This is a genomic window from Alsobacter sp. SYSU BS001988, assembly GCF_054796215.1.
Map to the genome: position 1 here is coordinate 33,876 of NZ_JBTAMK010000021.1, position 22,841 is coordinate 56,716.

Consider the following 22,841-nt stretch of genomic DNA (forward strand, 5'->3'; position numbering starts at 1 on the left):
AACGGGGGCGGCGGCGGCGGCGGCGGCGCCCAGGGCAATTATGGCTTGTTCGAGCCTTTCCTGTTCGCGGCGCGCGCGGCGTGGGCCGCGCCCGCTTTCGACAAGTCGAGCCCTCAGGCCGACGCGGAGACCGACAGCGCGGCGGAGATCTCGTCCAGGGTGGCGCGCTCCTTGTCGCTGACGGCGACGCCTCCGAAGCCGAGGAAGCCGCCCTCCTTGCCGGCTTCCGCGGCCTTCTGGGCGATCTCCCGCAGCCAGGCCTTGAACCCCGCGGCGTCGTTCGGCGCCTTGGCGTCGACCAGCGCGGCCACCGCCCGCAGCTCCTCCACCGCCTTGGTCTTCACGTCCGCGAGCTGCGCGCCCTTGAATTGCGCCTGCATGCGGTCGCGGATCGCGGTCCGGGTCTCGGAATTGGCGATATCCTCGGCGACCTCACGGGCCAGCGGGTTCGCCGAGGCGCTCTGCTTGGCCTGCGCCAGGGACATCCCGCCGGCAAGCGCCTCCTGCAGCAGGCCCCACAGCCCGCTCGGATCCGCCGCCGTGATCGCCATGCCGGCCACCAGCGGGCTCGCGGCCACGCGCGCCCATTCGTCCGTGCTGAATGCAGCCTTGCTCGTCATCGCAACCTCCTTGTGTTGCAGACCACAATCAATGCGCCCCGCGTCGGTTCCGGCAGGTTACAGTTCCCCAAGTGGCTCCACCTTGACGGCGTGATATAGCCGAGGCGTCTTCTGTCAGGATCGCCGATGCTTCACCATCCTGTCCCGGTCCGTCTCGCAGCGCTTGCCCTGCGCGGCCCACGGCATCCAGTCGCCGTTGAACTCCTCGCCCATGCGGATCTCGAATTTGAACTTGGGGGACACGGACCGGAAGGCGTCGACGAAGTTCCGGTACGCCGCGATGAAGGATTGCTCTTCTGGCGATGTCGGCCTTCGCCGCGCCCGCCGCCGCCGGGGCGCGTCCCGGCGCAGGCGCGTCAGTCCGGGCCTGCCCGGCGCTGGGCGCGGGATTCTATGCGCTGCCCGGCTCCGACGCCTGCGTGAAGATCGGCGGCCGCGCCCGCTACGACTATGTCTATGCGAGCTCCGCTCTCCGCGGGGCCGCCTCCACAAGCTCCCGGGCGACCGGCATGGCGTTCGTCGACGCCAGGACGCGGACCGAGGCCGGGCCGCTGCGCGCCTATGTGCGAGTCGGCGTCTCGCGCGGGCTTGGCGCGACGCCGCCCGGGCTTGCGTCGCGCTGAACGTTACCTCCGTAAGAAACCGGATTGCGACTCGCCGCCTTCTGGCTCCGCCCGCGGCGTGGCGTCGCGAATTCTGAGGCGACGTCTCGGTTCTACGGGACGTTGCATCTACCTCCAGTTAAAACTTGCGACTTTTCGTTGAAATACGAGGCTTCGGCCGAACGTTTTCTTTCATCGCCAAAACGAGAGTGACCCCGCGGCAAGCGTTCTGCGCCGCTGATTCGGGGGCATCAATGACTGCTATGGGCGCCTATGTGGGCAACTCGCCGGAGAAGATCCCCGGCTTGGAGGCGTTCCTGGGACATTCCGTCGATTTCGTCCGGGCGCATACCGGACGCGCGGACTGGGCCGACTGGGACGGAAGCATCGGCTGGGAATCGGGCCTCTGGGCCGGAACGGGCCGCTCGATCGCCTGGTCCATCCCGCTCTTCGCCAACCAGGGCGATCTCGCGAGCGCGGCCGCGGGAGCCTACAAGAGTCATTACGTGCAGGCGGCCAAGACGATCCTTCCCAGTAGCTCTGGTAGAGAACGTTGTGGTCCGCGAACCACTGCGCCGCCTTGCTGACGAAGGCCGCGGCGTCGGAGTTCATGCCCCATTCCGAATAGGCGGTGGGCTTGCCGTGGGCCGCGGCGAAATCCTGGTGCCACTGGAGGCCGTAGGTCTGCCCGACCTTGTTCGCCCAGGCGGTGGCCGGGTCGGCCGGGTCCCACTGAGTGTTGTAGTAGAAGTCCATGCCGATCACGTCGACATAGGCGTCGCCCGGATAGGCGGCGGCGGGATCCATGGACCCGCCCAGATTGACGTTCCAACGTGAACGACAGCGGCTATATGAGCGAAATCCAGCAATACGCCGGCGCGAGCGCCGCCTTCCAGCGCGCCTTCGGTTCGACCGTCGCCGCGAGCCAGGCCTCCGTGCAGGAGGGCGGCGCGGCCGCCTACCTGATCGCCCTCCCCGGCCCGGCCGCGACCGACCAGGTGATCAAGTACACCGTCGACGGCGGCGCCGTGCAGACCGCCGTCGTCAAGGCGGGCCAAAGCTCCGTGCGGGTCAGCGTCCAGACCGTCAATGACGGCGTCGCCGGCACGATCGAGGGCAAGACCGCCGACCGCCCATGTGCTGGCGCTCTCCAACGGGGCGAGCGCCACGGTCACGATCACGGAGGCGCAGTCGGGAGCGGCCGGCGGCCTGGCGATCACCTCCGCGGGCGCGGTGACCAACGCCAGGTCCCAGACGATCAGCGGGACGGCGGACCCGTCCAAGGCGGGCGCCGTCGTCCACATCCTGGACGCCGGACCTTCGGGGACGATCGAGATCGGGACCGCGACCGTCCAGGCGAACGGCGCCTGGAGCGCGACCGCCCAGCTCTCCGCCGTCGAGGGAAACCACCTCGTCTCGGCTACGCTGGACGGCGGTTCGAGCCCCGCCGTCGCCTACACGCTGGACTGGACGCCCGCCGTCGTGACCGGGACGCAGAGCGTGTCCGGCCTGTCCAACAAGACCGTCGAGACGCTCACCATCAAGGCCACGGACTCGCTGGCGGGCGTGAAGTCGGTCGAGGTCTTCGACAACGGCGTCGACATCGGGGCGGCGACCCTCACCAGCGCAGGCTGGAGCTTCACCACCGGCAAGCTGGCCGACGGCGCGCACGCCTTCACGGCGGCGGCGACCGACAAGGCCGGCAATGTCAGCGCCGCGGTCTCCACCGGGGCGGTGATGACGGTGGACACGGTCGCCCCCTCGGTCGTCCTCACCGACGCGACGCGGGCGACGGCCGGCGCCAAGACCGCGACGACCGTCTTCGGCCACGCCGAGGCCGGCGCGACCGTGACGCTCTCCGCCAACGGCTCGGTCGTGGCGAGCGGCATCGCGGCCGACGCGAAGGGCGACTGGAGCTTCACCAGTTCGATCATCCAGGCGAACCGGCTGACCACCCTGACGGCCGTCGCCACGGACGCGGCGGGCAACAAGGGGGCCGTCAGCAACGAGCTGGTCCTGGGCACCGCGTCGACGGACAAGATCACCGATGCGTCGTCCGGCGTCGTCTTCGTCGCCGGCTCCGGCGCCGATACGATCACGGGCGGCGGAGGCGCGGACCGCTTCGTGTTCCACGCCGGCTTCGGCAAGGACGTGATCACGAACTTCCAGCCCGGCGCGTCGGCGACCGCCGTGCACGACGTCATCGTCCTGGACCGCGTCATCGCGGGGCTGGCGGGGATCTCGACCGATTCGGCGCTGGCGGCCTACGTGCTCGGCCGCACGACCGACACGGCGTCCGGCGTGCTGCTGCAGATCACGGCGACCGACAGCATCCTCCTCCAGCACGTGACGAAGTCGCAGCTCATCGTCAGCGACTTCCACCTGATCTGACGCGGCGAGCCGCCCGGTGTGCGCCCGCGCACATCGGATCCGGGCGGGCGGGGTAGTGCTTCCCGCCCGACGCCAGCCCATCCCGACGCCGCCCAGGAGCGCGCCTTGTCCAACATCACCATCCGGTCCGATTTCGGAGATTCCGAGGCCCTCGCTCTGGCGCTGTCGGGCGCGGGATCGGGCGACTACGGATCGCTGAACGTCCGGCTTTCGACGCTGGTGGGAGGCGGCCTCGGCGCCTATGTGGGCTTCCTGACCGAGCTCACCGCCCAGCATGGAGTGGAAGCGGGCTATGTCGACCCGAACACGCTGGAGATCCGCACGCCCTCCTTCGTCCTCGACGCGCATGGGGCGCTGGGGGAAACCGGCTCGACCGTCGACGTCATCCGCATCCTCAACAAGGCCGACGGCTCGCTGATCACCTTCACGGGGCGCTTCGCCCTCGCGTCGCTTCCGTTCAACCAGGGGCCGTCCTCGTCCCATTTCGACGAAATCGCGGTGGCGACGCAGGCCACCGCGCCGGGGCTCGCAGGCACCGTCTTCTCGGTGCAGATGAGCGCCGATCTCGCCTCGGGGGGCCTCTCGGGATCGATCAGCGGCTATCGCGAGATCAGCGACCTCTCCGCCGGACCCGTCGGGATCGGCGCCAACCACCACCTCGCCGCCGGGCTTCGCTGGGACGGCGCGACGACCACGGTCGGCTCCGCCGCGATCACGGGGGCCGAGTTCTACACCCTGGACAAGGCCTCCGGCTCGGTGCGGGACCTGGTGGCGGTGGCGGGCCTGAACCTCGACGCGTCTCAGGCCGATGCGCCGCACCTGGCCGACCTCGCCGTGCGGGGCGTGGACGTCATCGTCCCGCACGGGACCAAGCCCATCGACCTCGACGCCGGCGCGGGCACGGACTTCGTCGCCCTGCCGGGAGCCTCGAGCGACTACGTCATCGCCCATGCCGGGACCGAGCTGACGCTGCACAGCAAGGCGGGCGCGCTCGGAGACCAGCATTACGACAATGTCGAGCGGCTGGTGTTCTCCGACCAGATGATCGCCTTCGACGCGGACGGCCACGCCGGGCAGGCCTACCGGGTCTACCAGGCCGCGTTCAACCGCACGCCGGACAAGGCCGGCCTCTCCTACTGGGTGGCCCAGATGGACCATGGCGCCAGCCTCGGACAGGTGGCGCAGGGCTTCTCGGCCTCGTCGGAGTTCCGGGCGATCTACGGGACGGCGCCCACCGCCGAGGGGCTGGTGAACGGGTTCTATCAGAACGTGCTCGGCCGCGCGCCCGAGAAGGCCGGCTTCGACTATTGGGTCGGCGTGCTGCACGCCGGCTCGTCGTCGGGCTCCGTGCTGGCCTCCATCTCCGAGAGCCCCGAGAACGTCGCGCTCGTGGCGCCCAAGATCGCCAACCGCGTCGCGCTGGACCTCGCCCCGTTCCTGTGAACCCCATGGGCGTCCGAGGTCCCCGATCCGGACGCTTCCGGACGCTGCGTTGCGGGCCTTCTCGGGAAAGAGCTTGGTTTCACCCCGGCCGGAACGGCGCGGGGCTTGAGCAATCCCTCGTTCCGGACCGGGCGCCCGGCCTCGGCTGACGCTCCGGCCGGGCGCAGCGCCTCAGCCATGGGCGGCGCCGACATGATCGGCCATGTTGGCCCCGCGTGCGCCGAGCGGCTTCGGGCGGCCTTCGGTGCTGTCCTTGGCGGTCTGGTGCTCCATCTCGGCGTTCATCTGCGCGCCGAGCAGGACGATGACCACGGAGAGCCAGATCCAGACCATGAACCCGACGCCCGCCCCCAGCGAGCCGTAGGTCCGGTTGTAGCTGTCGAAATTGGCGACGTACCAGGAGAAGATCATGGAGGCGACGAGCCAGAGCGTCGCCGCCGTCATGCCGCCCCAGGTCACCCAGCGCCATTTGGCGCTCTCGCGGCTCGGGCCGTAGCGGTAGATCACCGCGAGCCAGGTCGCCACGATGACCAGCATGATGGGCCAGCGCAGCAGCGCCAGGATGCGCTCCGCCGGGGTCGCCATGCCGATATAGGCCATCACGATCGGGGTCACGACCACGGCGCCGAGCGCCAGGATCACGAAGGTGATCATGCCCAGCGTCAGCAGCAACGTGCTGGCGTAGAAGACCACGAGGCTCCTCTTCTCCCTCTCGCCATAGACGACGTTGAGCGCGTCGAACAGCGCGGCCGCGCCGGAGTTCGCGCTCCACAGCGCGATGGCGAGGCTGGTCAGGAAGGCCCAGCCCAGGGTGGCCGCGCCCTTGCCCACGATCAGCGCGATCTGGCCGGCGATGAGGTCCAGGACGCCGCCGGGCAGAAGGCCCTGGAGCAGCACCAGATGGGTGGCGACCGTCCCTGCGTCCGCGAACAGTCCGTAAAGGGAGACGATCGCGGCGATCGCCGGGAACACCGCCAGGAGCGCGAAGAAGGCGACGCCTCCGGCCATCGCGAGCAGCCGGTTGGCCGGGATGGACCAGAACACCCTGAAGGCGATGTCCTTCCAGCCCAGGGACGGGATCTGTTCGGGGCTGTCCGCCTCGCGGCCGCGGTGCAGCTCGTGGGCCCGCGCGAGGTCTTCGGGAAAGCCGCTCTCGGGGGCTCCCAGTCCCGACCTCCAGTCGTCCCGGGATTGCGCGTCGAGGGGGTCTTGGTCGTCGGACATGATGCGGGGTCGCCTGGATTGCATGTGCGAACGGGCCATGGGCGGACAGGGTTCCCTTGCCCCGTGCGGCCCAAGACCGCTGCCCCGCTCCCGGTCAGAGAACGCGTCCGACGGCGAAGCTCCAGCACTTCCGAATTTCAGCAACGCTCGCGACTCCGGGAACTATTGCGTCGCAACATTCTGTCCTGCTCGGTTCCAGGTGCAGCATTCTGAAAGCCAGGAGCTTGAGGCAGGAAAGAAGAGGTCTGGCAGGGAATAAAGCGCCTCTTGGGCGGAACAATCGGGTTACGTTCGCGCTTGATGAGCACCAATCGCAACACGGGAGATCAACATGCGCCCGACCATGATGCTCGCAGCCAGCGCGCTGGTCCTTTCCACCGGTCTCGCCTTTGCGCAGACCAATGCGGCGCCGGCCCCGGCCCGGAACGCGCCGTCCAGCGCGCAGAGCAACGGCCAGCCCGCGGTCACCCATCCCAACACGTCGGACATGAAGGCCGGCGACATGAAGACCGGGGCCATCGCGACCAACGCGAAGCTGGAGGAAGGCTCCAACAGCTTCACCGAAGGCCAGGTGCGCTCGCGCCTCGAAGGTGCCGGCTTCAAGAACATCAGCGACCTGAAGAAGGACGACAAGGGGATCTGGCGCGGCAAGGCCGAGCACGCGGGCAAGCAGGTCCAGTTCGGCTTCGACTTCAAGGGCAACGTCGCCATCCAGTGAGGCGCGCCCCCACCCTGACGCCATCCCTTTCAAGGAGACACCCATGACCCGCACCGTCACCGCCATGTTCGACAGCTATCAGGAGGCCGCCGAAGCCGTGCGCCGCCTCGAAGCTCTCGGCCTAAACCATTCCGCCGTCAGCCTCGTCTCGAACGATCCCGCCAACCGCGAGCGCATCTCCGGCCTGTCCGACAACACGGCCGACAACGCCGAAGGCGGCGGCGCCACGGGCGCCACGCTGGGCGGCCTGCTCGGCGGCGGCGCCGGCCTGCTGGCCGGCCTCGGCCTGATGGCCATCCCGGGCGTCGGCCCCGTCGTGGCGCTCGGCTGGCTCGCCTCGACGCTCGTGGGCGCCGGCGCCGGCGCTGCGACCGGCGGCCTCATCGGGGCCCTGACGGGCGCCGGCGTGAGCGAGGAAGACGCCCATACCTACGCCGAGGGCGTGCGCCGCGGCGGCAGCCTCGTCACGGTGCGCACCGACGACGCGCTCTACGATAAGGTCGTCGACATCCTCGACGACGACGGCACGGTGAACATCGACGAGCGCGAGTCCACCTGGCGCAAGGAAGGCTGGAACGGCCGCTACGAGCCGGGCGTCGGCGCGACCGGGACCACGAGCTCCACCCCCGGCGTCGCCGGTTCGATGGCCGCCTCGACTCCGGCTTCGCCGGCCGGCCTCGGCCGCACCGGCGCGGGCATGACGGGCGCCGGAACGACCGGTTACGCCGGCGCGTCGGGCTCGGGCGTGGGCGGGACCTCGTCCGGCTATGGCGAGACCGGCCGCTCGGGCGAGCAGGTCATCCCGGTCGCCGAGGAACGCCTGAACGTCGGCAAGCGTGAAGTGAACGAAGGCCGCGTCCGCGTGCGCTCCTACACCGTCGAGAAGCCCGTCACCGAGCAGGTCAACCTGCGCGAGGAGCATGTCGACGTCTCGCGCCGCCCGGTGGACCGTCCCGTGTCGGGCGACCCCTTCCGTGAGCGGACCATCGAGGCGACGGAGACCTCCGAGCGACCCGTGGTCGAGAAGCAGGCCCGCGTGGTCGGCGAGGTCGCGGTCAACAAGGACGTCAGGAACACGACCCAGACCGTGTCCGACACCGTCCGCAAGACCGAGGTCGACATCGAGGACAGCCGCGAGGCCAACCGCTTCGGGACCGGCGGCCAGGGCGACCGTCGCACCTGACCGGTCGAGACGACCAGACATGAGAGTGAGCGCCGCCCTTCGGGGCGGCGTTTTTCGTCGCGCCGGCAAGTCCGGCCGGCGCACGCCGCCGGTCCAAGTCAAAACAGCGGTAAGCATCTTGGGTTGGGGCGCTTGCGACGCCCGTTACTCTTTGCTACCTCTTGGAAGGACTTCGATGATTGAGTCGATATCCCCCCACTCACCTGCAGATCGACCTCCACACCCGGCGGCTCTGGCCGTAGCGAGTCCTGATGCGCACTCCGATCAAACCCTTCGTCGTCGAGATCAAGAACGCCCGCCGCACGACGCGGACCACGCCCTGGCTGACCGTCCCGGATGCGGCCGCGCCACGCGCCCAACAACCGGCGCCCCTGCAGGCGTCCCAGGCCAGGCGGGCCGCGGACGCGCTGTTCTCCAAGCCCGTCTCGGCCCCGGCGAGTGCGGCGGAGCCCGCGGCCCCGACCGGGCGCATCCTCCTGCCCACGGCGCCGCAGCCGCTCGCAGTCGAGCCGCAGGAGCGCGTCGAGGCGGAACGGACGCCTTCTGAAGCCGCCGTCCCCGCGCCTGCGCCCCGGAAAAGGGCCCGGCCGAGCGCATCGGCGGTTCCGCCCCGGGCGCCCGAAGCCATCGCGATCACGGCGCCGGCCGAACCGAGGGAGCCGGAGCCTCAGCCGGCCGCCGCGGAGGCGGCCGACGCCGGGTCCGAGGGCTATCGCCGCCGGATGCGCGGTCAGGAGCCCCCGCGCCATGAACGCTGGAAGCGGCGCCTCGGCCGCTGGGCGCAATAACGCCCGATCCGTCGGGCATAGAGACCGAACCCGCGCGCGGTTCGGTCGTTTCCTATCCGAGGCCCCGCCCGGAACAATGGAGAATCAAGATGCGCGCGCTGATCGCGACCGCCGCCCTGCTGGCGTTATCCCTGACGACCCTGCGAGCGTCGGCGCAGACTGCGGACGAGGATAGAGCCCGCGAAGCCGCGGCCATCATCACCCGGGACGGCACCGTCGAGCAGTATTGCGGCCAGGACGATTCGCCCGCCCTGCCCGGCTTCACCGACGCCGAGACCGAGGCGGCCTGCGACATCATCGCCAACGCCGACGAGGACTGAGCCCCATGACGGCGGCCTCCCTCCCGCGCCAGAAGGGAGGCGGCCGCGGTGATGCGAAAACGAGGCCTCAGCCGCTGCGGTTGGCGTAGCGGTCCTTCTTCTGGCGGTTCTCCTGCCCCTCACGCGTCTTCTGCGGGCCGATGATCTGCTTGTAGCGGACCGTGTTCTTCTTCCAGGACGGGCGCTTGCGGGCTTTGTGAGACATCGTTTTCTCCCTGACGACCAGGCCGCCCTCGTGTCCGGGGCGGCCTTCCGGCGCGAATGTGCCGCGCCCCGCCGCGCCGCGCAAGCGCTGCGCCGGGCAGGACGCTACGCCGCGAGCAGCGCGTTGACGCGCTGCAGCGCCCGGCCCAGCGCCGCAAAGCAGGTCGCGTCGATGGACGAGCACAGCCCCTCCTCCATGATGGCGAGCGCCTTGGGAATCGGCATGGCGGCCCGGTAGGGGCGCTCCGCCGTCAGCGCGTCGAAGACGTCGGCGGCGGTCACGATTCGGGTTTCCAGGCCGATCTCGTCGCCCTTGAGCCCGCGCGGATAGCCTTTGCCGTCGAGACGCTCATGATGGCCGCCGGCGATGGGCGCGAGGTCCCGGAAGGCGTGGATGCGCGACAGGACCGTCTCCGAATGCGCCGGGTGCAGGCGCATCGCCTCCCATTCGGCCTCGTCGAGCTTGCCGGCTTGTCCAGGATGCTGTTGCTGACGCCGAGCTTGCCGATGTCGTGCATCAGCGCGGCGCGCCTCAGGCGACGCCGGTCCGCCGCCGCAAAGCCGAGTTCCTCCGCGATCAGGTCGGCGTAGAGCGTGACCCGGTCGCTATGGCCGCTGGTGAACGGGCTCTTGGCGTCGATCACCTGCGCGAAGGCCGCGGCGATGTCGTCGAGATAGTCCTCGTCCACCACAGCCCCGTCCAGAGCCGGCTCGAGCGCGAAGACGTCCTGCTCCAGGGTCGGGCTGTTCAGCCCCCGCCAGAAGGAGCCGTCCGACGCCACCCGGGCGAAGGCCCGCGCCAACGCCGGATCGAACCAGCCGCCGGCCCGGCGCGCCACCTCGCGCATAGCGGCCTGCGGTCCATCGGCGGACTGGAATACGTCCACCACCTGGGCGATCAGGGCGATGCGCGCGTAGATCGGAATGTCCTCGCCCGCGGCGCCGAGCGGCGAGCCGCCGCCGTCCCGGTGCTCGTCGAGATTTTGGACGCCCTGCGCGACGGCTTCGCTGAAGCGCATGCGCCGCGCGATCTCGGCCCCGCGCTGGCAGCGCGTTTCGATCAGCTCGCGGGCGATCTCGCCGCCGTTCTGCAGGATGCCGACGATGGCCCGGAAGCGCTCGGCGAGGCCGGCCTTCAGCCCGGTATGGGCCAGCACGAAACGCAGCGCCTGCGGCAGCCCGCCGTCGATGCGCTTGAAATCGCGCTTGAAGGCGAGGTCGTCGGTGACGTAGAGGCGGCAGATCCGCGCCGCGTTGCTGCTGCAGCCGAGGTCCTTGAGCAGCAATGTATAGTAAAGATCCCAAAGCTGGGCGTCGGAAAGCCCCGCCTCGCGCCCGATATGCATGCCGATCCAGCAGCAGCGGACGCAGTGCCCGGGCGGTTGCCCCTCGGTCAGGTCCAGCGCGTGGCTCAGCGCGCCCAGCAACTCGGCCAGCCGCAGCTCCTGGGCGGGCGGGGAGGATTCAGGTTCGCTCATGCTGGCGCCGTCGGTCTCGAGGGCGCCAGCAGAACACAACCAGATTAAGGCGTTCTATCGATGACGCCCGTCATGCGGGCATCATCCCGTCAGGCCGCGGCTGCGGGATTGACGGCGTCTTCGGCGAGTTCGGAGAGGATCTCGTCGGTGTTCTCCTCCTCCACCAGCGTCGCCTTGATCAGCTCGGCGGCTTCGTCCAGGCCGAGCTGCTTGGCCCAGGCCAGCAGGGTGCCGTAGCGGGTGATCTCGTAGTGCTCCACCGCCTGCGCGGCGGCGATCAGGCCGGCGTCGATGGCGCTGCCGCCCTCGAACTCCTCGGCCACCTCGTCGCCCTCGGCGATGATGCCCTGGATGGCCTTGCACTCGACGCCCTCTGGCTTCTCGCCGATGAGCTTGAACACCTGCTCCAGCCGCTTGATCTGGTTCTTCGTCTCCTCGAGATGGACGCCGAAGGCGCCGCGCAGGTCGTCGGTCTGGGCCGCCTGGGCCATCTTCGGCAACGCCTTCACGATGGCGTTCTCGGCGAAATAGGTGTCCTTGAGCTGGTGCAGGAACAGCGCCCGCAGATCCTTGTCGGCCATGTGCATATCCTCCTGTCGGAATGGTGCTAGCCAACAGCCCCGGCGCGCGATCGTTCCCGCTCTCCCCCTGTGGCGCCCGGCCGCGCCGCCGCCTCAGCCGCCCAGCTTGCTGAGCACGAAGGCGGCCAGGAAGCCCGCCACCGTGATGAGGCCGGCATAGTCGTGGGCGGTCTCGAAAGCCTCCGGGATCATGGTGTCGGCCAGCATCGCCAGGATGGCGCCGGCCGCCACCGCGGTGGTCGCGGCGATGATCTCCGGGTTGGCGCCGGCGAGCGCCACATTGCCCAGCGCGGCGGCGACGCCGGAGGTCAGCGCGATGGCGCCCCAGACGCCGAACACATAGAGCGCGCTGCGCCCCGCCTTCTTCATGCCGGCGGCGCTGGAGAGCCCTTCCGGCACGTTGGAGAGGAACACCGCCGCGACCGTGACGAGGCTGACGCCCTTGCCCTCCAGCAGGCTGACCCCGATGACGATGGATTCGGGCACCCCGTCCAGCAGCGCCCCGACCGCGATGGCGAGGCCGCCGTCGCCGGCCTGGCTCTGGTTGGGGTTTGAGCCCGACCGCTTGCGATGCTTCGCGCCGCGCCGGGAGAGGTAGATGTTGGCCGCGGTGTAGATCGCGCCGCCGGCGAGGAAGCCCGCCGAGGTGGAATCGAAGCCGCCCTGCCGATAGGCCTCGTCCATCAGGTCGAAGGCCACGGCCGAGATGAGGACGCCGGAGCCCACCGCCATCACGGCCGCGATGGCGCGCTGCGGCAGGCTGATCAGCCATGCGGCGGCGGCGCCGAGCACGAGCGCGGACCCGCCGACCAAGCCCCACATCCCCGCCTGAATCCACATCGGCATCCGCGATCTCCCGGCCATGCCCCGCCGTCCATCGGCCGACGTCAGCGCAGGAGCCGGGGGATGGTTCCTGCCGGATCAGAGCGAGCCAAAGCGGCCCGGCGCGCGGCAGCCATGCGCGCCGACGCTGGGAGCGTGGTTGACCTCGGACGCCGCGGCTTCATGTAGGATGCGTCTTCGGAGCACGGCTCCCTCCCCCGCCCGGAACCCCCGATGTCCTCGCAGACCGCCCGCGCGTCGCGCCCTCTCGTCATCGCCGCCGTGATGGCCTCCATGTTCATGGTGGCAATCGAGGCCACGATCGTGTCCACCGCGATGCCGCAGATCGTCGCCCAGCTGGGCGGGCTCGACCTCTACAGCTGGATCTTCTCGTCCTTTCTGCTGACCCAGACGGCCATGACGGTCGTGTTCGGCAAGCTGGCCGACCTCTATGGCCGCAAGCCCGTGATGCTGGCCGGCATCGGGATCTTCCTGCTCGGCTCGGCGCTGGCCGGCATCGCCTGGTCGATGCCGTCGATGATCGTGTTCAGGCTCATCCAGGGCGTGGGCGCGGGCGCCATGCAGCCCATCGCGATGACCATCGTGGCGGACCTCTATCCGGCTCGCGAGCGGGGCAAGGTCCAGGGCTCCCTCGCCAGCGTCTGGGCGATCTCGGCGGTGATCGGCCCCATGGCGGGCGGCCTCATCATCCACAACATGTCCTGGGCCTGGATCTTCTGGATCAACATCCCGATCGGCGTCGCCGCGGCGGCCGGCTTCATGCTCTATCTGCGCGAGGACGTGCGGCGCCAGTCCCACGCCATCGACTTCGCCGGCGCGGCCCTGTTCACCGCCACGGTGGCGGCGCTGATGATCGCGCTGACGACGGCGGGCTCGGAGCAGACCGGGCGCGCCCTGGCGGCCGCCGGCCTGTTCGGCGTCTGCCTCGTCCTGTTCGTGCTGCAGGAGCGGCGCGCCGCCGACCCCATGGTCGATTTCGCGCTCTGGCGGCGGCGGCCCATCGCGGCGGCCAACGGGGCCAACATGCTGGCCGGCATGGCCCTGATGGGGCTCACGACCTTCCTGCCGATGTTCGTGCAGGGCGTGCTGCACCGCTCGCCCATCGTCGCCGGGCTGACGCTCACCATGCTGGTGCTGGGCTGGCCGGCCGGCGCGACGCTGGCGGCCCGGACCTTCCCGATCTTCGGCCTGCGCCGGATCATGATCGTGGGCAGCCTCTTCCTGCCGGCGGGCGCGCTCGTCTTCGTCGGCCTGACGCCGGAGAGCTCGCCCGTGACGGCCGCCTGCGGATCGCTCGTGATGGGGCTCGGGATGGGCCTGCTGAGCGTCGCCTCGATGGTGCTGATCCAGGAGATCGTCGACTGGTCGCAGCGCGGCGGCGTCACGGCCTCCAACCTCTTCTCGCGCAATCTGGGCAGCACCCTGGGCGCGACGGTGCTCGGCGCCGTGCTGAACTACGGCCTCGGCCGGGCGGCCGGCGTCGGCGCGGTCACGTCCGAGCGGCTTCGGCAGGTGCTCGAGACGCCGCCCGGCGCCCCCGGCGGCGATCCCGCCCTGGCGTTGGCGCTGCAGGACGCGCTGCACCTCACCTTCTGGGCGATGCTGCTGATCGCGCTCCTGATCGTGGTCTTCTCGCTGATGGTCCCGCGCGTCGGCGTCGGCGAGCGCCAGGAAAGCCCGGCCGAATAGGGCCGGGCGACGCCTCGCCCGACCCTGTCGCGGCCCGGCGCGTTACGCCGGAGCCGCCCCCTGCGTGTTGACGAACACCGCGTAGATGGACTGGCTCGCCGCCATGAAGAGTCGGTTCCGCTTGGGTCCGCCGAAGCAGACGTTGCCGCACACCTCCGGCAGGCGGATCCGGCCGATCAGCTTGCCGTCGGGCGTCCACACGGTGACGCCGTTGTAGCCGACGGCCCGGCCGGCGTTGCTGGAGACCCACAGATTGCCGTCGACGTCGGCCCGGATGCCGTCCGGCCCGCACTTCACGCCATCGACCATGAAGTCGCTGAAGAGCTTGCGGTTGGAGAGCTTGTTGTCGGCGCCGACGTCGAAGACATAGACCTCGCCCTTGCCGCCCGGTCCCTTGTCGCCCGGCCCCTTGCCGGTGCTGCAGACATAGAGCTTCTTGAAGTCGGGCGAGAAGCACAGGCCGTTGGGGTCGGGGACCTGCTCCTCGGTGACCACCATGTCGAGGCGGCCGCTCGGGTCGATCCGGTAGCACTGCGTGGGCAGTTCGCGCTTGGACTCGCCCATGCCGACCGCCTGGCCGAGACGGGATTTCAGGCGCCCGGCCTCGTTGCTGGCTCCCCCGGCCGCGTCCGGCGCGCCCTCATAGAGCTGCCCGCCATAGGGCGGATCGGTGAACCAGTAGCTGCCGTCCGGATGGGCGACGACGTCGTTGGGGGAGTTCAGGCGCTTGCCCTGGTAGTTGTCGGCCAGCACCGTCACGGAGCCGTCGTTCTCGTAGCGGACCACGCGGCGCGTCAGGTGCTCGCAGGAGAGCTGCCGGCCCTGGAAGTCGAAGGAGTTGCCGTTGCTGTTGTTGGAGGGGAGCCGGAACACCGAGACGTGGCCGTCGTCCTCCATCCAGCGCATCTGGCGGTTGTTGGGGATGTCGCTCCAGACGAGGTAGCGCCCCTGCGCGTTCCAGGCCGGGCCTTCCGCCCACAGCGCCCCGGTCCAGAGCCTCTGGATGGCGCTGTTGGGCTGGACATAGGCGTCGAAGGACGTATCGACGCTGAGGATGTCCGGATCGCTGAAATAGGTCGTCGGGGCGCCCTGCGGGCTGAAGTCGCGCGGCGGGTTGGTGATCGTGGTCGGGGGAGAGGGGCGGACGGTCGTCTGCGTCTGCGCCAGCGCGGGCCGTGCCCCCAGGGCGGCGGCTCCGAGTCCGAGAGCGCCCGCGCCCATCGCTCCCACGAGCGAACGTCGCGAGAGCTTCTGGTCGTCGTCAATCGCAAATACTTTGGGATCTCGAGCGTCGAACGTCATCTCTAGTCCTCCCGAAGATTTCGCTCATCGCAACGTCGAGGTTGCGCAGCCACGCTACGCGCCGAGCCACCCTGGGTAAAGCAGCGCGCTGTCCCATTCCCGCGGGGCTGACCGCCGCCTGACGCAGCGGCGCGGGTCGCCGGTTCCGCCGGACGCCGATGAGGCGTACGATGGCCGCCCGAACCGCCGCCGCGACGCTCCATCCGAGAACGGATGCCCGCCTTCGGCGTTGGAAGGTCAGAGAAGGGAGACCGCCCATGTCCCTCACAGGCCGTTTCGATTTCCAGATCACTTTCACGGGAAAGCTCGTCCTCCTCGTCGAGGAGGAAGTGCCGAAGATGTTCAAGCGCGGGAAGGGCTCGCAGGCCATGCGCAAGCGCTGGCGCCCGGCCAAGGCCATCGACCTCTCCGTCCCGGCGATGCGGCCCCTGATCGACCTGCGCGGCGCGGCCGGCAAGCGGTCCTTCACGCCCCAGCTGGTCGCCGTCGACGGCGGGCTGAAGTCCGAGCCGACGCCCTACGCCGAGTCCTACGGCTGAATTCACGCTTTTTGATCGTGGTTTAGCGCTATTGACGTTCCTGGACGGGAATACTACTTCCAGGGGACCGCCGCCCTGCGCGACCAAACCCCTGGACCATCCCCATGTCGAGTTCCTATTCTCCCGCGGCCGTCGCCCCGGCCGGCCGCTTCGCCGTTTCCGAACGCCGCAGCGGCGGCCCCAATAGCGGCGCAGCATGGGGCGCGGCCTTCGCCATCGTGGCGGGCGCGGCGCTGATCGGCGCCATGGTCAGCCCCCGGCAGGCCGCGCTCTACGGCCTGGGCGCGGTCATGGGCCTCGTGCTCTACCACGCGGCGTTCGGGTTCACCTCGGCGTGGCGGGTGTTCATCGCCGACGGGCGCGGAGCGGGCCTGCGCGCCCAGATGGTCATGCTCGCCATCGCCACCGCCCTGTTCTTCCCGGTCCTCGCCGCCGGCTCCCTCTTCGGCCAGCCCGTCGCCGGGCTCGTGTCCCCCGTCGGCGTCTCGGTGCTGGTCGGGGCCTTCGTCTTCGGCGTCGGCATGCAGATGGGCGGCGGCTGCGCCTCCGGCACGCTCTACACGGTGGGCGGCGGCTCCACCCGCATGCTGATCACGCTCGCCGCCTTCGTGGTCGGCTCCACGGTGGGCGCCGCACATCTCCCCTGGTGGTCGGCGCAGCCCAGCTTCGCCCCGGTCTCGCTGGTGAAGCTGTGGGGCGCCTGGCCGGCGCTCGCGGCGAACTGGGCGGTCTTCGCCGCCATCGCGGGCGTCACGATCTGGGTCGAGAAGCGCCGCCGCGGCGCTCTGGAGACCTCCGCCCCGTCGCCGCGCACCGGCCTCGCCCGGTTCGCCCGCGGCCCGTGGCCGCTGCTCGCCGGCGCGGTCGCGCTGGCGGCGCTGAACTTCGCCACCCTGGCGCTGGCCGGCCGCCCCTGGGGCATCACCTCCGCCTTCGCGCTCTGGGGCTCGAAGATCGCCGGCGGGCTCGGCCTGGCCGACGTGGCGTCCTGGCCCTACTGGTCCGGCGCGGCCCGGCAGGCGGAGCTGAACGGCTCCGTCCTGAACGACGTCACCTCGGTGATGGATTTCGGCATCGTGATCGGCGCCCTGCTGGCCGCGGCCCTGGCCGGGCGCTTCGCCCCGACCTGGCGCGTGCCGCTGAAGTCGGCGCTGGCCGCCGTGCTGGGCGGGCTGCTCCTGGGCTACGGCGCAAGGCTCGCCTATGGGTGCAATATCGGCGCGTATTTCTCCGGCATCGCGTCAGGCAGCCTGCATGGCTGGGTGTGGCTGGTCGCGGCCTTCCTGGGCAACGTGCTGGGCACGCGCCTGCGGCCGCTGTTCGGCCTCGAGGTGGAGAAGACGCCGCGCCTGACGGGCTGCTGAGGCCCCCTCGCCTCCTCACGACAGCAGGACGGGCTGCGGGACGTCCTCCCGCGGCCCGCGCGCCACGATGGCGAGGGCGCCGTCCGGCAGGGGCCGCTGCAGCCGGAGCGCCTCGGCGGCCGGAGCCGTCATCCAGGTCTCGCACTCCTCCTGGGTGGTCAGGATCACCGGCATCGCCTTGGGGTGGACCGCCCCGACCTCCGCGTTCGCCGCCGTGGTCAGGAAGCCGAACAGCTCGTGCCGGCCTTCGACCGGGTTGGCCTTCGTGCCCCGCACGCCATGCCAGGGCGTCCAGAGGCCGGCGAAGAAGGCGAGCGGGCGGCTCTCGTCCAGCGCGAACCAGGTCGGCGTCTTGCGCGGCTTGGTGTCCTCATATTCGCAGAACGACGTGAACGGGACGAGGCAGCGGTTCTCCGGCTTCAGCCAGGCCCGCCAATGCGGGCTCGCGGTGTTGCGGATATTGGTGACGGCCTGCGTCCCATAGGAAGGCGGGCACGGCATGCCCCAGCGCAGCATCGCCAGCTCGCGCACGCCGTCCGGCGCCTGGCGGACCACCGGCGCCATAAAGTCCGGGAAAACACCCGTCATGATGGGGACGTTCCCGGCGCTGTCGCGCATCGCCCTGGTGAGCGCCAGAATGGCGGCCTGGTTCTTGGTCATGCTGTAGAGATTGCACATGGAGATGATCCGATGACGGCGCACGCTCGCGAACTTTACCAGAGCTCGAACGGAGATCGATGGATCCTGGTCCAGACCGGCGACCATGTCTTTGTCCGGCACGAGGCCAACATCGCCTCCGGCGGCACGGTGTCCCACCTCGAGGTGGACGCCTTCCTCAGCGCCGGCCGCGGTCCCGAGCAGCAGGAGCTCCTGCGCCTCATCGGGACGCTGGCGTCGACGCACGCCGAACCGGCGAAGGCCTGACGCATGGGCGCATGATTCGGGCGCGTCAACCGCCCGTTGCTGGACGACTCAGCCTCGATGATTCACGATTCGAGCTTGAACGCGGGGGCGGACGATGGCGGTGGTGCGGGACTATACGGCGATCGCGGAGACATCCTGGAACGCCGTCCAAGGGCTGCCGACGCCCGCCAGCAAGCCGACCATCCTGACCTATTCCTTTCCGACGGCGGTGGACTTGGCGGTCACCCAAAACTAACCGGGAGCCGCATTCAGTTTCCAGCCGTTCACCGCGGCCGAGCAGGAGATCGCCCGGGCGGCGCTCGACCAGTGGGCGAAGGCGTCGGGCGTCACCTTCATCGAAGCTCCGGCGCAGGTCGGCGACGTCCGTTTCTCCTGGCTGGACTTCAATCAGATCCCGGGCGCGTCGCAATTCTCCAGCTATGGGTTCTACCCCACCAACGCCTTCTATTCGGCGAACGGGGCGGTGCAGGTCTTCTACAGCCAGTCCCTGAACCCGACCCAGGATTACTACCCGATCGGGGGCGACACGTTTTATAGCCTGTTCGTCCGCGACATGTCGGCCAGCGATGTGACCGCCCCTGCTCCTGCACGAGATCGGTCATGCGTTGGGCCTCAAGCACCCGTTCGAAGCGGGAACCAACAGCCCCGACACCCTGGCCCCAGGACCTCAACAACACCTCCCAGACGGTGATGAGCTACACCGATAGCGGATCCGGTGACGTGCTGGGTCCCATCGACATCGCCGCGGTCCAGTATCTCTACGGCGGGGCCGACCGCCGATGGGACGCGGATTTCAGCCTGGAGCTACGACGCGCAGAGCCGGACGGTGCGCATGACGGCCGGCGCCGGCGACAACGTCATCCGCGGCACCTCCCTCAACGACTATATCGACGCCGGAGCGGGCGCCGACGCAGTGTTCGGCGGCGTCGGAAACGACACCATCGTGGGCGGCGCGGGGCTCGACGCGGTCGCGGGCGGCCCCGGCCTGGACACCTATGTGGCGGGCGTCTCGATCAGCGCGCAGCGGACCATGTTTAACAGCCAGACGATCTCGCTGGCCGCTCTCGGCGGGCGGGAGACGATCCGGGAGTTCGAGCGAATCCAGTTCACGGACGGGATCCTGGCGCTCGACCTCGACGGGAACGCCGGCCAGGGCTACCGCATCTACCAGGCCGCCTTCGCGCGGACGCCCGACAAGGGCGGCCTCTCCTAATGGGTGCACGCGCTCGACAGCGGCGCCTCCCTGCAGGACGTGGCCAACGGCTTCGCCGGCACGGCCGAGTTCAAGGCCGTGTACAGCGCCTCGCCCACTCACGCGCAAGTGGTGGACAAGATCTACCACAATGTCCTCGGCCGCGCCGGCGAGGCCTCCGGGACCGCCTACTGGACCGGGCTGCTGGACTCGGGCTCCTCCGTGGGACAGGTGCTTGCCGGCTTCTCGGAGAGCCCCGAAAACGTCGCCAAGGTGGCTCCGGCGATCGCCGCCGGCATCGTGATGGACGTCGCCGTCTTCGTGTAGAGGCGCCTGGAAGCGTCCGCGGTCGCGCGTGATGCGGGCCGTCCCGATCGCGTTTGCTCGTCATGCGCGAGAGATTAGGCGATGCATCCTGTTGGACGAATATGGCCAACGTTTTGCTAACGCCTCCTCACCACAGTCAGGGCGCAGATGAGGAGCCTCTATGCCCAAGACCGGAATGTATGTACTGCAAAGCATCGTGCCGTCCGAAGTCGCCGCCGCGCCGTTCGACGTCAAGGTGATCGACGCCTACAATGACAATGGCGTGGCTTTCACGGCGGCGCAGGTCGCGCAGATGGGGGGCGGCGCCGGAGGCGGATTGCTGCTTGGGTATTTCAGCATCGGCGAGGGCGAGACCTATCGCGATTACTTCAGCTCGATCCCGGCTGCGGCGCTCGGCCCGGAAAACCCCGACTGGGCCGGCAATTACGAGGTGGCCTATTGGACCGCCGAGTGGCGAGCGGTCGCGACCGCCTATGTCGACCGGCTGATCAAGGCCGGCTATGACGGCGCCTATTTCGACGTGGTCGACGAATGCCAGACCTCCTGGGCGAAGACCCATGCGCCGGGCGGCGCGGCCGGGGCGGAAGCCGCGATGGTCGACCTGGTCAAATATCTGGCCGACTACGCCTACGCCCAGAACCCCGCCTTCAAGATCTGGGCGAACAACGCCGAGGAACTCCTGACGAACAGCGTCTACCTGAACACGCTCGACGGCATGTTCAAGGAGAACCTCTACTACCAAGACACAGGCGCCAAGCAGCCCGCGTCCGAGACGGCCTATAGCCTGAGCCTGCTCAACGCCATGATCGCGGCCGGCAAGGACGTCATCGCCATCGAATATGTCAGCGGCGCCGCCAAGATCGCCGACGCCCAGACGCAGGCCGCCCGTGACGGCGTCGGCGTCTATATCGCGCATCTCGATCTGAAGGGCATCGACTACGACGGCGTCACGGCCTCGGCGCCGACGGCCGGCGTTCCCGCGCCAAGCCCGGACCTAACCTTGACCGGAGACGCAGGGGCCAACGTGCTGAAGGGCGCGGCCGGCGACGACCACCTGTATGGCGGCGCGGGCGACGACACGCTGCAGGGCGGATCCGGCGACGACTGGCTCGCTGGAGGATCCGGACACGACCGCATGACCGGCGGCGCCGGCGCCGACGTCTTCGTGTTCAGCGCCAAGGCGGGCAACGCCAACGCCGACGTGATCACCGACTTCCAGCACGGGATCGACCATATCGCGCTGGATCATCGGCTTTTCGCCGGGCTGGCGACCGGGGCCATGGCGGACAGCGCCTTCACGGTGGGCAAGGCGGCGCAGGACGCCTTCGACCGGCTGATGTACAACCGATCGACGGGCGCGCTCAGCTACGACCCGGACGGCGTCGGCGGCGCCGGCGCGCTCAAGATCGCGACCTTGCAGACGGGTCTGACCCTGGACGCCCACGACTTCTGGGTGTTCTGAGCCCTCCTCCCAGGCGAAGCGCCCCCGGCCCCGGGGGAACCGCCGGGTCGGCCACGCGTCTACTCCTCATGCGAGGAGCGCTTGGCTCAGCCCGCACGACCTGGAGAGCACGATGCTAAGGTTCACGATGACGGCGATGGCGGGCGTCCTGACGGCCGGGCTCCTCGTGTCCGGCCCGGCCCAGGCCGGAGCGACGACCGGCACCTGGCGCCACAGCCCCGAGGAAGTCTACGCGACGCAGCAATATCAGCACGAGCGGGCGATGCGTCGCCACTCCTATGAGCGGCGCTCGAGGCGCGACTATGAGCGGGACCGCTACTACCGTCCGCGCCAGCGCGGCTGGGGCGACGAATTCTGAGAGTCGGCGCGCTCCCTGGAGCGCGCTCGCCAGCGGCCGGGCCCTAGGTGCGGTTCTTCGGAACCAGCGTCTCGGAGCCCACGGCCTGCGTCCCGTGGATGGTCCACGCGCCTGACAGGATCCCGTCCGGCCTGATCTCGTAGAGGGCCACCCCCGCCTTGCCCTGCTGGACGTAGACGACCGCCAGCATGTCGTTCTGGACAATGCCGGTTCCAACATTCTCCACCGCGCCGATGCGCCAGACCACCCGGTAGACCCGTCCCATCGGCGTGATCGTCAACTCGCCCCGATAGCTGCGCTGGTCGCCGGCGGTCTGGCCCTCGACGGTGTAGGCGCCGGCGAGGTCGGCGACGCGCAGCGGCGTCGAGAGGACCGTCGCCGCCAGCGCCAGCGCGGCGCACAAGGACGCCCGGTGTGGTTCATGCTGCGGCGCCCTTCGGCTTGCGGTGTGTCCCGTTCCGCACTGTAGAGAAGCGGCCCCTGCTTCGCAAAGCGGCCTTTCTGGACGCCCTCGACGAAGTCTGCGGCTGCATTGGGTTCGTTTCGAAAGACGATGACCTGAGTCTCGCTTTTTACGGGGGCGGCGGAGCCGGCTCCGCGGCGCCGGGCCGGCGGGGCGGCGCGGGAGGAACCGGCCGCCCCGCTCCGTTCGACTGCGGCTCCAGCCCGCGCTTGCGGGCCAGCAATTCGTCGATCATCGTTTGGCGTGGGGCGGCGTCCTCGGACGCGGCGGCCCGGCCACGTCCAGTTCCTCAAGACGCCACAGGCGTCGTTCGCTGGCCTGGATCTCGGCCTCGCAACCGCCGAGGCGCAGGAGAGCATGGTCTTCGTGCGCAGGGTTAAGCGACGGCGGCTTCTCGAGAATCCAGGCTCGGCGATGCTCATTGAGTTTGGCGCGGCCGGCGGCCACGTCAGTGTCCGGCAGTGGACCGGAAGGCGGTGTGGCGGTCCACATCGTCAAGACCTCTTCCGGGGCCGGGGCCAAGCCGAACCCGGCGTAGCACATTGCCGTCACGCCGGAGACAAACAACCAGTTCTCATAGCGCAGGCCCGCGGTGCGGGAGGGCGTGGTCGCGTCGATGGATGATAACGTCCAGCTCATGCACGAGGCGATGGCTGGATGCCGCCCAAATCACAGCCCTTCAAAGGGACAGGTCCAGGGCCACTCCGTATCAGCTCGCGCGGCGTTCTCAACGCTCGCGGAAGCCCTTGGCGAACGCCTCCTTGAGAGGATGGATCATGTATTCCAGCGCCGTGCGTTCGCCCGACGGGAACACGACCTCGGCCGG

General features: G+C 69.6%; 26 protein-coding genes and 1 pseudogene. 16 read left to right on the plus strand and 11 right to left on the minus strand.

Going from position 1 to position 22,841, the window contains the following annotated elements:
- Positions 1–113 precede the first annotated feature (113 nt).
- Both ACYVO7_RS23860 and ACYVO7_RS23865 read right to left on the minus strand, forming a co-directional pair.
- A complete protein-coding gene (locus ACYVO7_RS23860; protein ID WP_460452269.1) occupies positions 114–620 on the minus strand; it encodes a hypothetical protein in 507 nt (168 codons plus the stop codon).
- Positions 621–734: 114 nt separating this feature from the next.
- Entirely contained in the window at positions 735–863 is a 129-nt protein-coding gene (locus ACYVO7_RS23865) for a hypothetical protein (RefSeq protein WP_460452270.1), read from the minus strand.
- 59 nt (positions 864–922) lie between these two features.
- Between ACYVO7_RS23865 and ACYVO7_RS23870 the strand changes: the two genes are divergently transcribed.
- The 4 genes from ACYVO7_RS23870 to ACYVO7_RS23885 all read left to right on the plus strand — a co-directional run bounded on the left by ACYVO7_RS23870 (position 923) and on the right by ACYVO7_RS23885 (position 5,056).
- Entirely contained in the window at positions 923–1,243 is a 321-nt protein-coding gene (locus ACYVO7_RS23870; protein WP_460452271.1) for a porin, read from the plus strand.
- 242 nt (positions 1,244–1,485) lie between these two features.
- Complete coding sequence (locus ACYVO7_RS23875) at positions 1,486–1,809, plus strand: hypothetical protein (protein WP_460452272.1); 324 nt, start codon at positions 1,486–1,488, stop codon at positions 1,807–1,809.
- Between the two features lie 550 nt (positions 1,810–2,359).
- On the plus strand, positions 2,360–3,613 hold the full coding sequence (locus ACYVO7_RS23880) for an Ig-like domain-containing protein (protein WP_460452273.1): 1,254 nt from the start codon (positions 2,360–2,362) through the stop codon (positions 3,611–3,613).
- 105 nt (positions 3,614–3,718) lie between these two features.
- Complete coding sequence (locus ACYVO7_RS23885; protein ID WP_460452274.1) at positions 3,719–5,056, plus strand: DUF4214 domain-containing protein; 1,338 nt, start codon at positions 3,719–3,721, stop codon at positions 5,054–5,056.
- A 171-nt stretch (positions 5,057–5,227) separates the two neighbouring features.
- Here ACYVO7_RS23885 and ACYVO7_RS23890 read toward each other — a convergent pair whose 3' ends face one another.
- Entirely contained in the window at positions 5,228–6,280 is a 1,053-nt protein-coding gene (locus ACYVO7_RS23890) for a YihY/virulence factor BrkB family protein (protein ID WP_460452275.1), read from the minus strand.
- Positions 6,281–6,611: 331 nt separating this feature from the next.
- On the opposite strand from ACYVO7_RS23890, the gene ACYVO7_RS23895 reads away from it, so the two are divergent.
- The 4 genes from ACYVO7_RS23895 (at position 6,612) to ACYVO7_RS23910 (ending at position 9,289) form a co-directional block, all read left to right on the plus strand.
- Positions 6,612–6,998: a hypothetical protein gene (locus tag ACYVO7_RS23895; protein ID WP_460452276.1), complete on the plus strand. Its 387-nt coding sequence runs from the start codon at positions 6,612–6,614 to the stop codon at positions 6,996–6,998.
- 43 nt (positions 6,999–7,041) lie between these two features.
- Positions 7,042–8,181 carry a YsnF/AvaK domain-containing protein gene (locus ACYVO7_RS23900; protein WP_460452277.1) on the plus strand — a complete coding sequence of 380 codons (1,140 nt, stop codon included), beginning with the start codon at positions 7,042–7,044 and terminating at the stop codon, positions 8,179–8,181.
- Between the two features lie 251 nt (positions 8,182–8,432).
- Positions 8,433–8,969 (plus strand): hypothetical protein, encoded by a 537-nt coding sequence (locus ACYVO7_RS23905; RefSeq protein ID WP_460452278.1) that lies wholly within the window; start codon positions 8,433–8,435, stop codon positions 8,967–8,969.
- Between the two features lie 89 nt (positions 8,970–9,058).
- On the plus strand, positions 9,059–9,289 hold the full coding sequence (locus ACYVO7_RS23910; protein WP_460452279.1) for a hypothetical protein: 231 nt from the start codon (positions 9,059–9,061) through the stop codon (positions 9,287–9,289).
- Positions 9,290–9,356: 67 nt separating this feature from the next.
- On the opposite strand, the gene ACYVO7_RS23915 is transcribed toward ACYVO7_RS23910, so the two are convergent.
- The 4 genes and pseudogenes from ACYVO7_RS23915 to ACYVO7_RS23930 all read right to left on the minus strand — a co-directional run bounded on the left by ACYVO7_RS23915 (position 9,357) and on the right by ACYVO7_RS23930 (position 12,398).
- Positions 9,357–9,494, minus strand: a complete 138-nt coding sequence (locus ACYVO7_RS23915) for a hypothetical protein (RefSeq protein WP_460452280.1) — start codon at positions 9,492–9,494, stop codon at positions 9,357–9,359.
- Positions 9,495–9,598: 104 nt separating this feature from the next.
- Positions 9,599–10,971: pseudogene (locus tag ACYVO7_RS23920) on the minus strand (HD-GYP domain-containing protein).
- An 89-nt stretch (positions 10,972–11,060) separates the two neighbouring features.
- A complete protein-coding gene (locus tag ACYVO7_RS23925) occupies positions 11,061–11,552 on the minus strand; it encodes a YciE/YciF ferroxidase family protein (protein WP_460452281.1) in 492 nt (163 codons plus the stop codon).
- A gap of 93 nt (positions 11,553–11,645) precedes the next feature.
- Positions 11,646–12,398: a ZIP family metal transporter gene (locus ACYVO7_RS23930; RefSeq protein ID WP_460452282.1), complete on the minus strand. Its 753-nt coding sequence runs from the start codon at positions 12,396–12,398 to the stop codon at positions 11,646–11,648.
- A gap of 210 nt (positions 12,399–12,608) precedes the next feature.
- Between ACYVO7_RS23930 and ACYVO7_RS23935 the strand changes: the two genes are divergently transcribed.
- The gene (locus ACYVO7_RS23935) at positions 12,609–14,084 is read left to right on the plus strand and encodes an MDR family MFS transporter (RefSeq protein ID WP_460452283.1); all 1,476 of its coding nucleotides are present in this window, start codon (positions 12,609–12,611) and stop codon (positions 14,082–14,084) included.
- A 42-nt stretch (positions 14,085–14,126) separates the two neighbouring features.
- On the opposite strand, the gene ACYVO7_RS23940 is transcribed toward ACYVO7_RS23935, so the two are convergent.
- Complete coding sequence (locus ACYVO7_RS23940) at positions 14,127–15,386, minus strand: SMP-30/gluconolactonase/LRE family protein (RefSeq protein WP_460452284.1); 1,260 nt, start codon at positions 15,384–15,386, stop codon at positions 14,127–14,129.
- Between the two features lie 257 nt (positions 15,387–15,643).
- Here ACYVO7_RS23940 and ACYVO7_RS23945 point away from each other — a divergent pair, with 257 nt between their 5' ends.
- On the plus strand, positions 15,644–15,925 hold the full coding sequence (locus ACYVO7_RS23945; RefSeq protein WP_460452285.1) for a hypothetical protein: 282 nt from the start codon (positions 15,644–15,646) through the stop codon (positions 15,923–15,925).
- 104 nt (positions 15,926–16,029) lie between these two features.
- Positions 16,030–17,289: a YeeE/YedE family protein gene (locus ACYVO7_RS23950; protein WP_460452286.1), complete on the plus strand. Its 1,260-nt coding sequence runs from the start codon at positions 16,030–16,032 to the stop codon at positions 17,287–17,289.
- Between the two features lie 15 nt (positions 17,290–17,304).
- On the opposite strand, the gene ACYVO7_RS23955 is transcribed toward ACYVO7_RS23950, so the two are convergent.
- Entirely contained in the window at positions 17,305–17,967 is a 663-nt protein-coding gene (locus ACYVO7_RS23955) for an SOS response-associated peptidase (protein WP_460452287.1), read from the minus strand.
- 12 nt (positions 17,968–17,979) lie between these two features.
- On the opposite strand from ACYVO7_RS23955, the gene ACYVO7_RS23960 reads away from it, so the two are divergent.
- The 5 genes from ACYVO7_RS23960 (at position 17,980) to ACYVO7_RS23980 (ending at position 21,552) form a co-directional block, all read left to right on the plus strand.
- The gene (locus ACYVO7_RS23960; RefSeq protein ID WP_460452288.1) at positions 17,980–18,213 is read left to right on the plus strand and encodes a hypothetical protein; all 234 of its coding nucleotides are present in this window, start codon (positions 17,980–17,982) and stop codon (positions 18,211–18,213) included.
- An 832-nt stretch (positions 18,214–19,045) separates the two neighbouring features.
- Positions 19,046–19,426 carry a calcium-binding protein gene (locus ACYVO7_RS23965; protein ID WP_460452289.1) on the plus strand — a complete coding sequence of 127 codons (381 nt, stop codon included), beginning with the start codon at positions 19,046–19,048 and terminating at the stop codon, positions 19,424–19,426.
- 3 nt (positions 19,427–19,429) lie between these two features.
- On the plus strand, positions 19,430–19,732 hold the full coding sequence (locus tag ACYVO7_RS23970) for a DUF4214 domain-containing protein (protein WP_460452290.1): 303 nt from the start codon (positions 19,430–19,432) through the stop codon (positions 19,730–19,732).
- Positions 19,733–19,892: 160 nt separating this feature from the next.
- A complete protein-coding gene (locus ACYVO7_RS23975) occupies positions 19,893–21,194 on the plus strand; it encodes an endo alpha-1,4 polygalactosaminidase (RefSeq protein ID WP_460452291.1) in 1,302 nt (433 codons plus the stop codon).
- A 112-nt stretch (positions 21,195–21,306) separates the two neighbouring features.
- On the plus strand, positions 21,307–21,552 hold the full coding sequence (locus ACYVO7_RS23980; protein ID WP_460452292.1) for a hypothetical protein: 246 nt from the start codon (positions 21,307–21,309) through the stop codon (positions 21,550–21,552).
- A 43-nt stretch (positions 21,553–21,595) separates the two neighbouring features.
- Here ACYVO7_RS23980 and ACYVO7_RS23985 read toward each other — a convergent pair whose 3' ends face one another.
- The gene (locus ACYVO7_RS23985) at positions 21,596–21,955 is read right to left on the minus strand and encodes a hypothetical protein (RefSeq protein ID WP_460452293.1); all 360 of its coding nucleotides are present in this window, start codon (positions 21,953–21,955) and stop codon (positions 21,596–21,598) included.
- A gap of 291 nt (positions 21,956–22,246) precedes the next feature.
- A complete protein-coding gene (locus tag ACYVO7_RS23990) occupies positions 22,247–22,654 on the minus strand; it encodes a hypothetical protein (protein ID WP_460452294.1) in 408 nt (135 codons plus the stop codon).
- Positions 22,655–22,841: the final 187 nt, after the last annotated feature.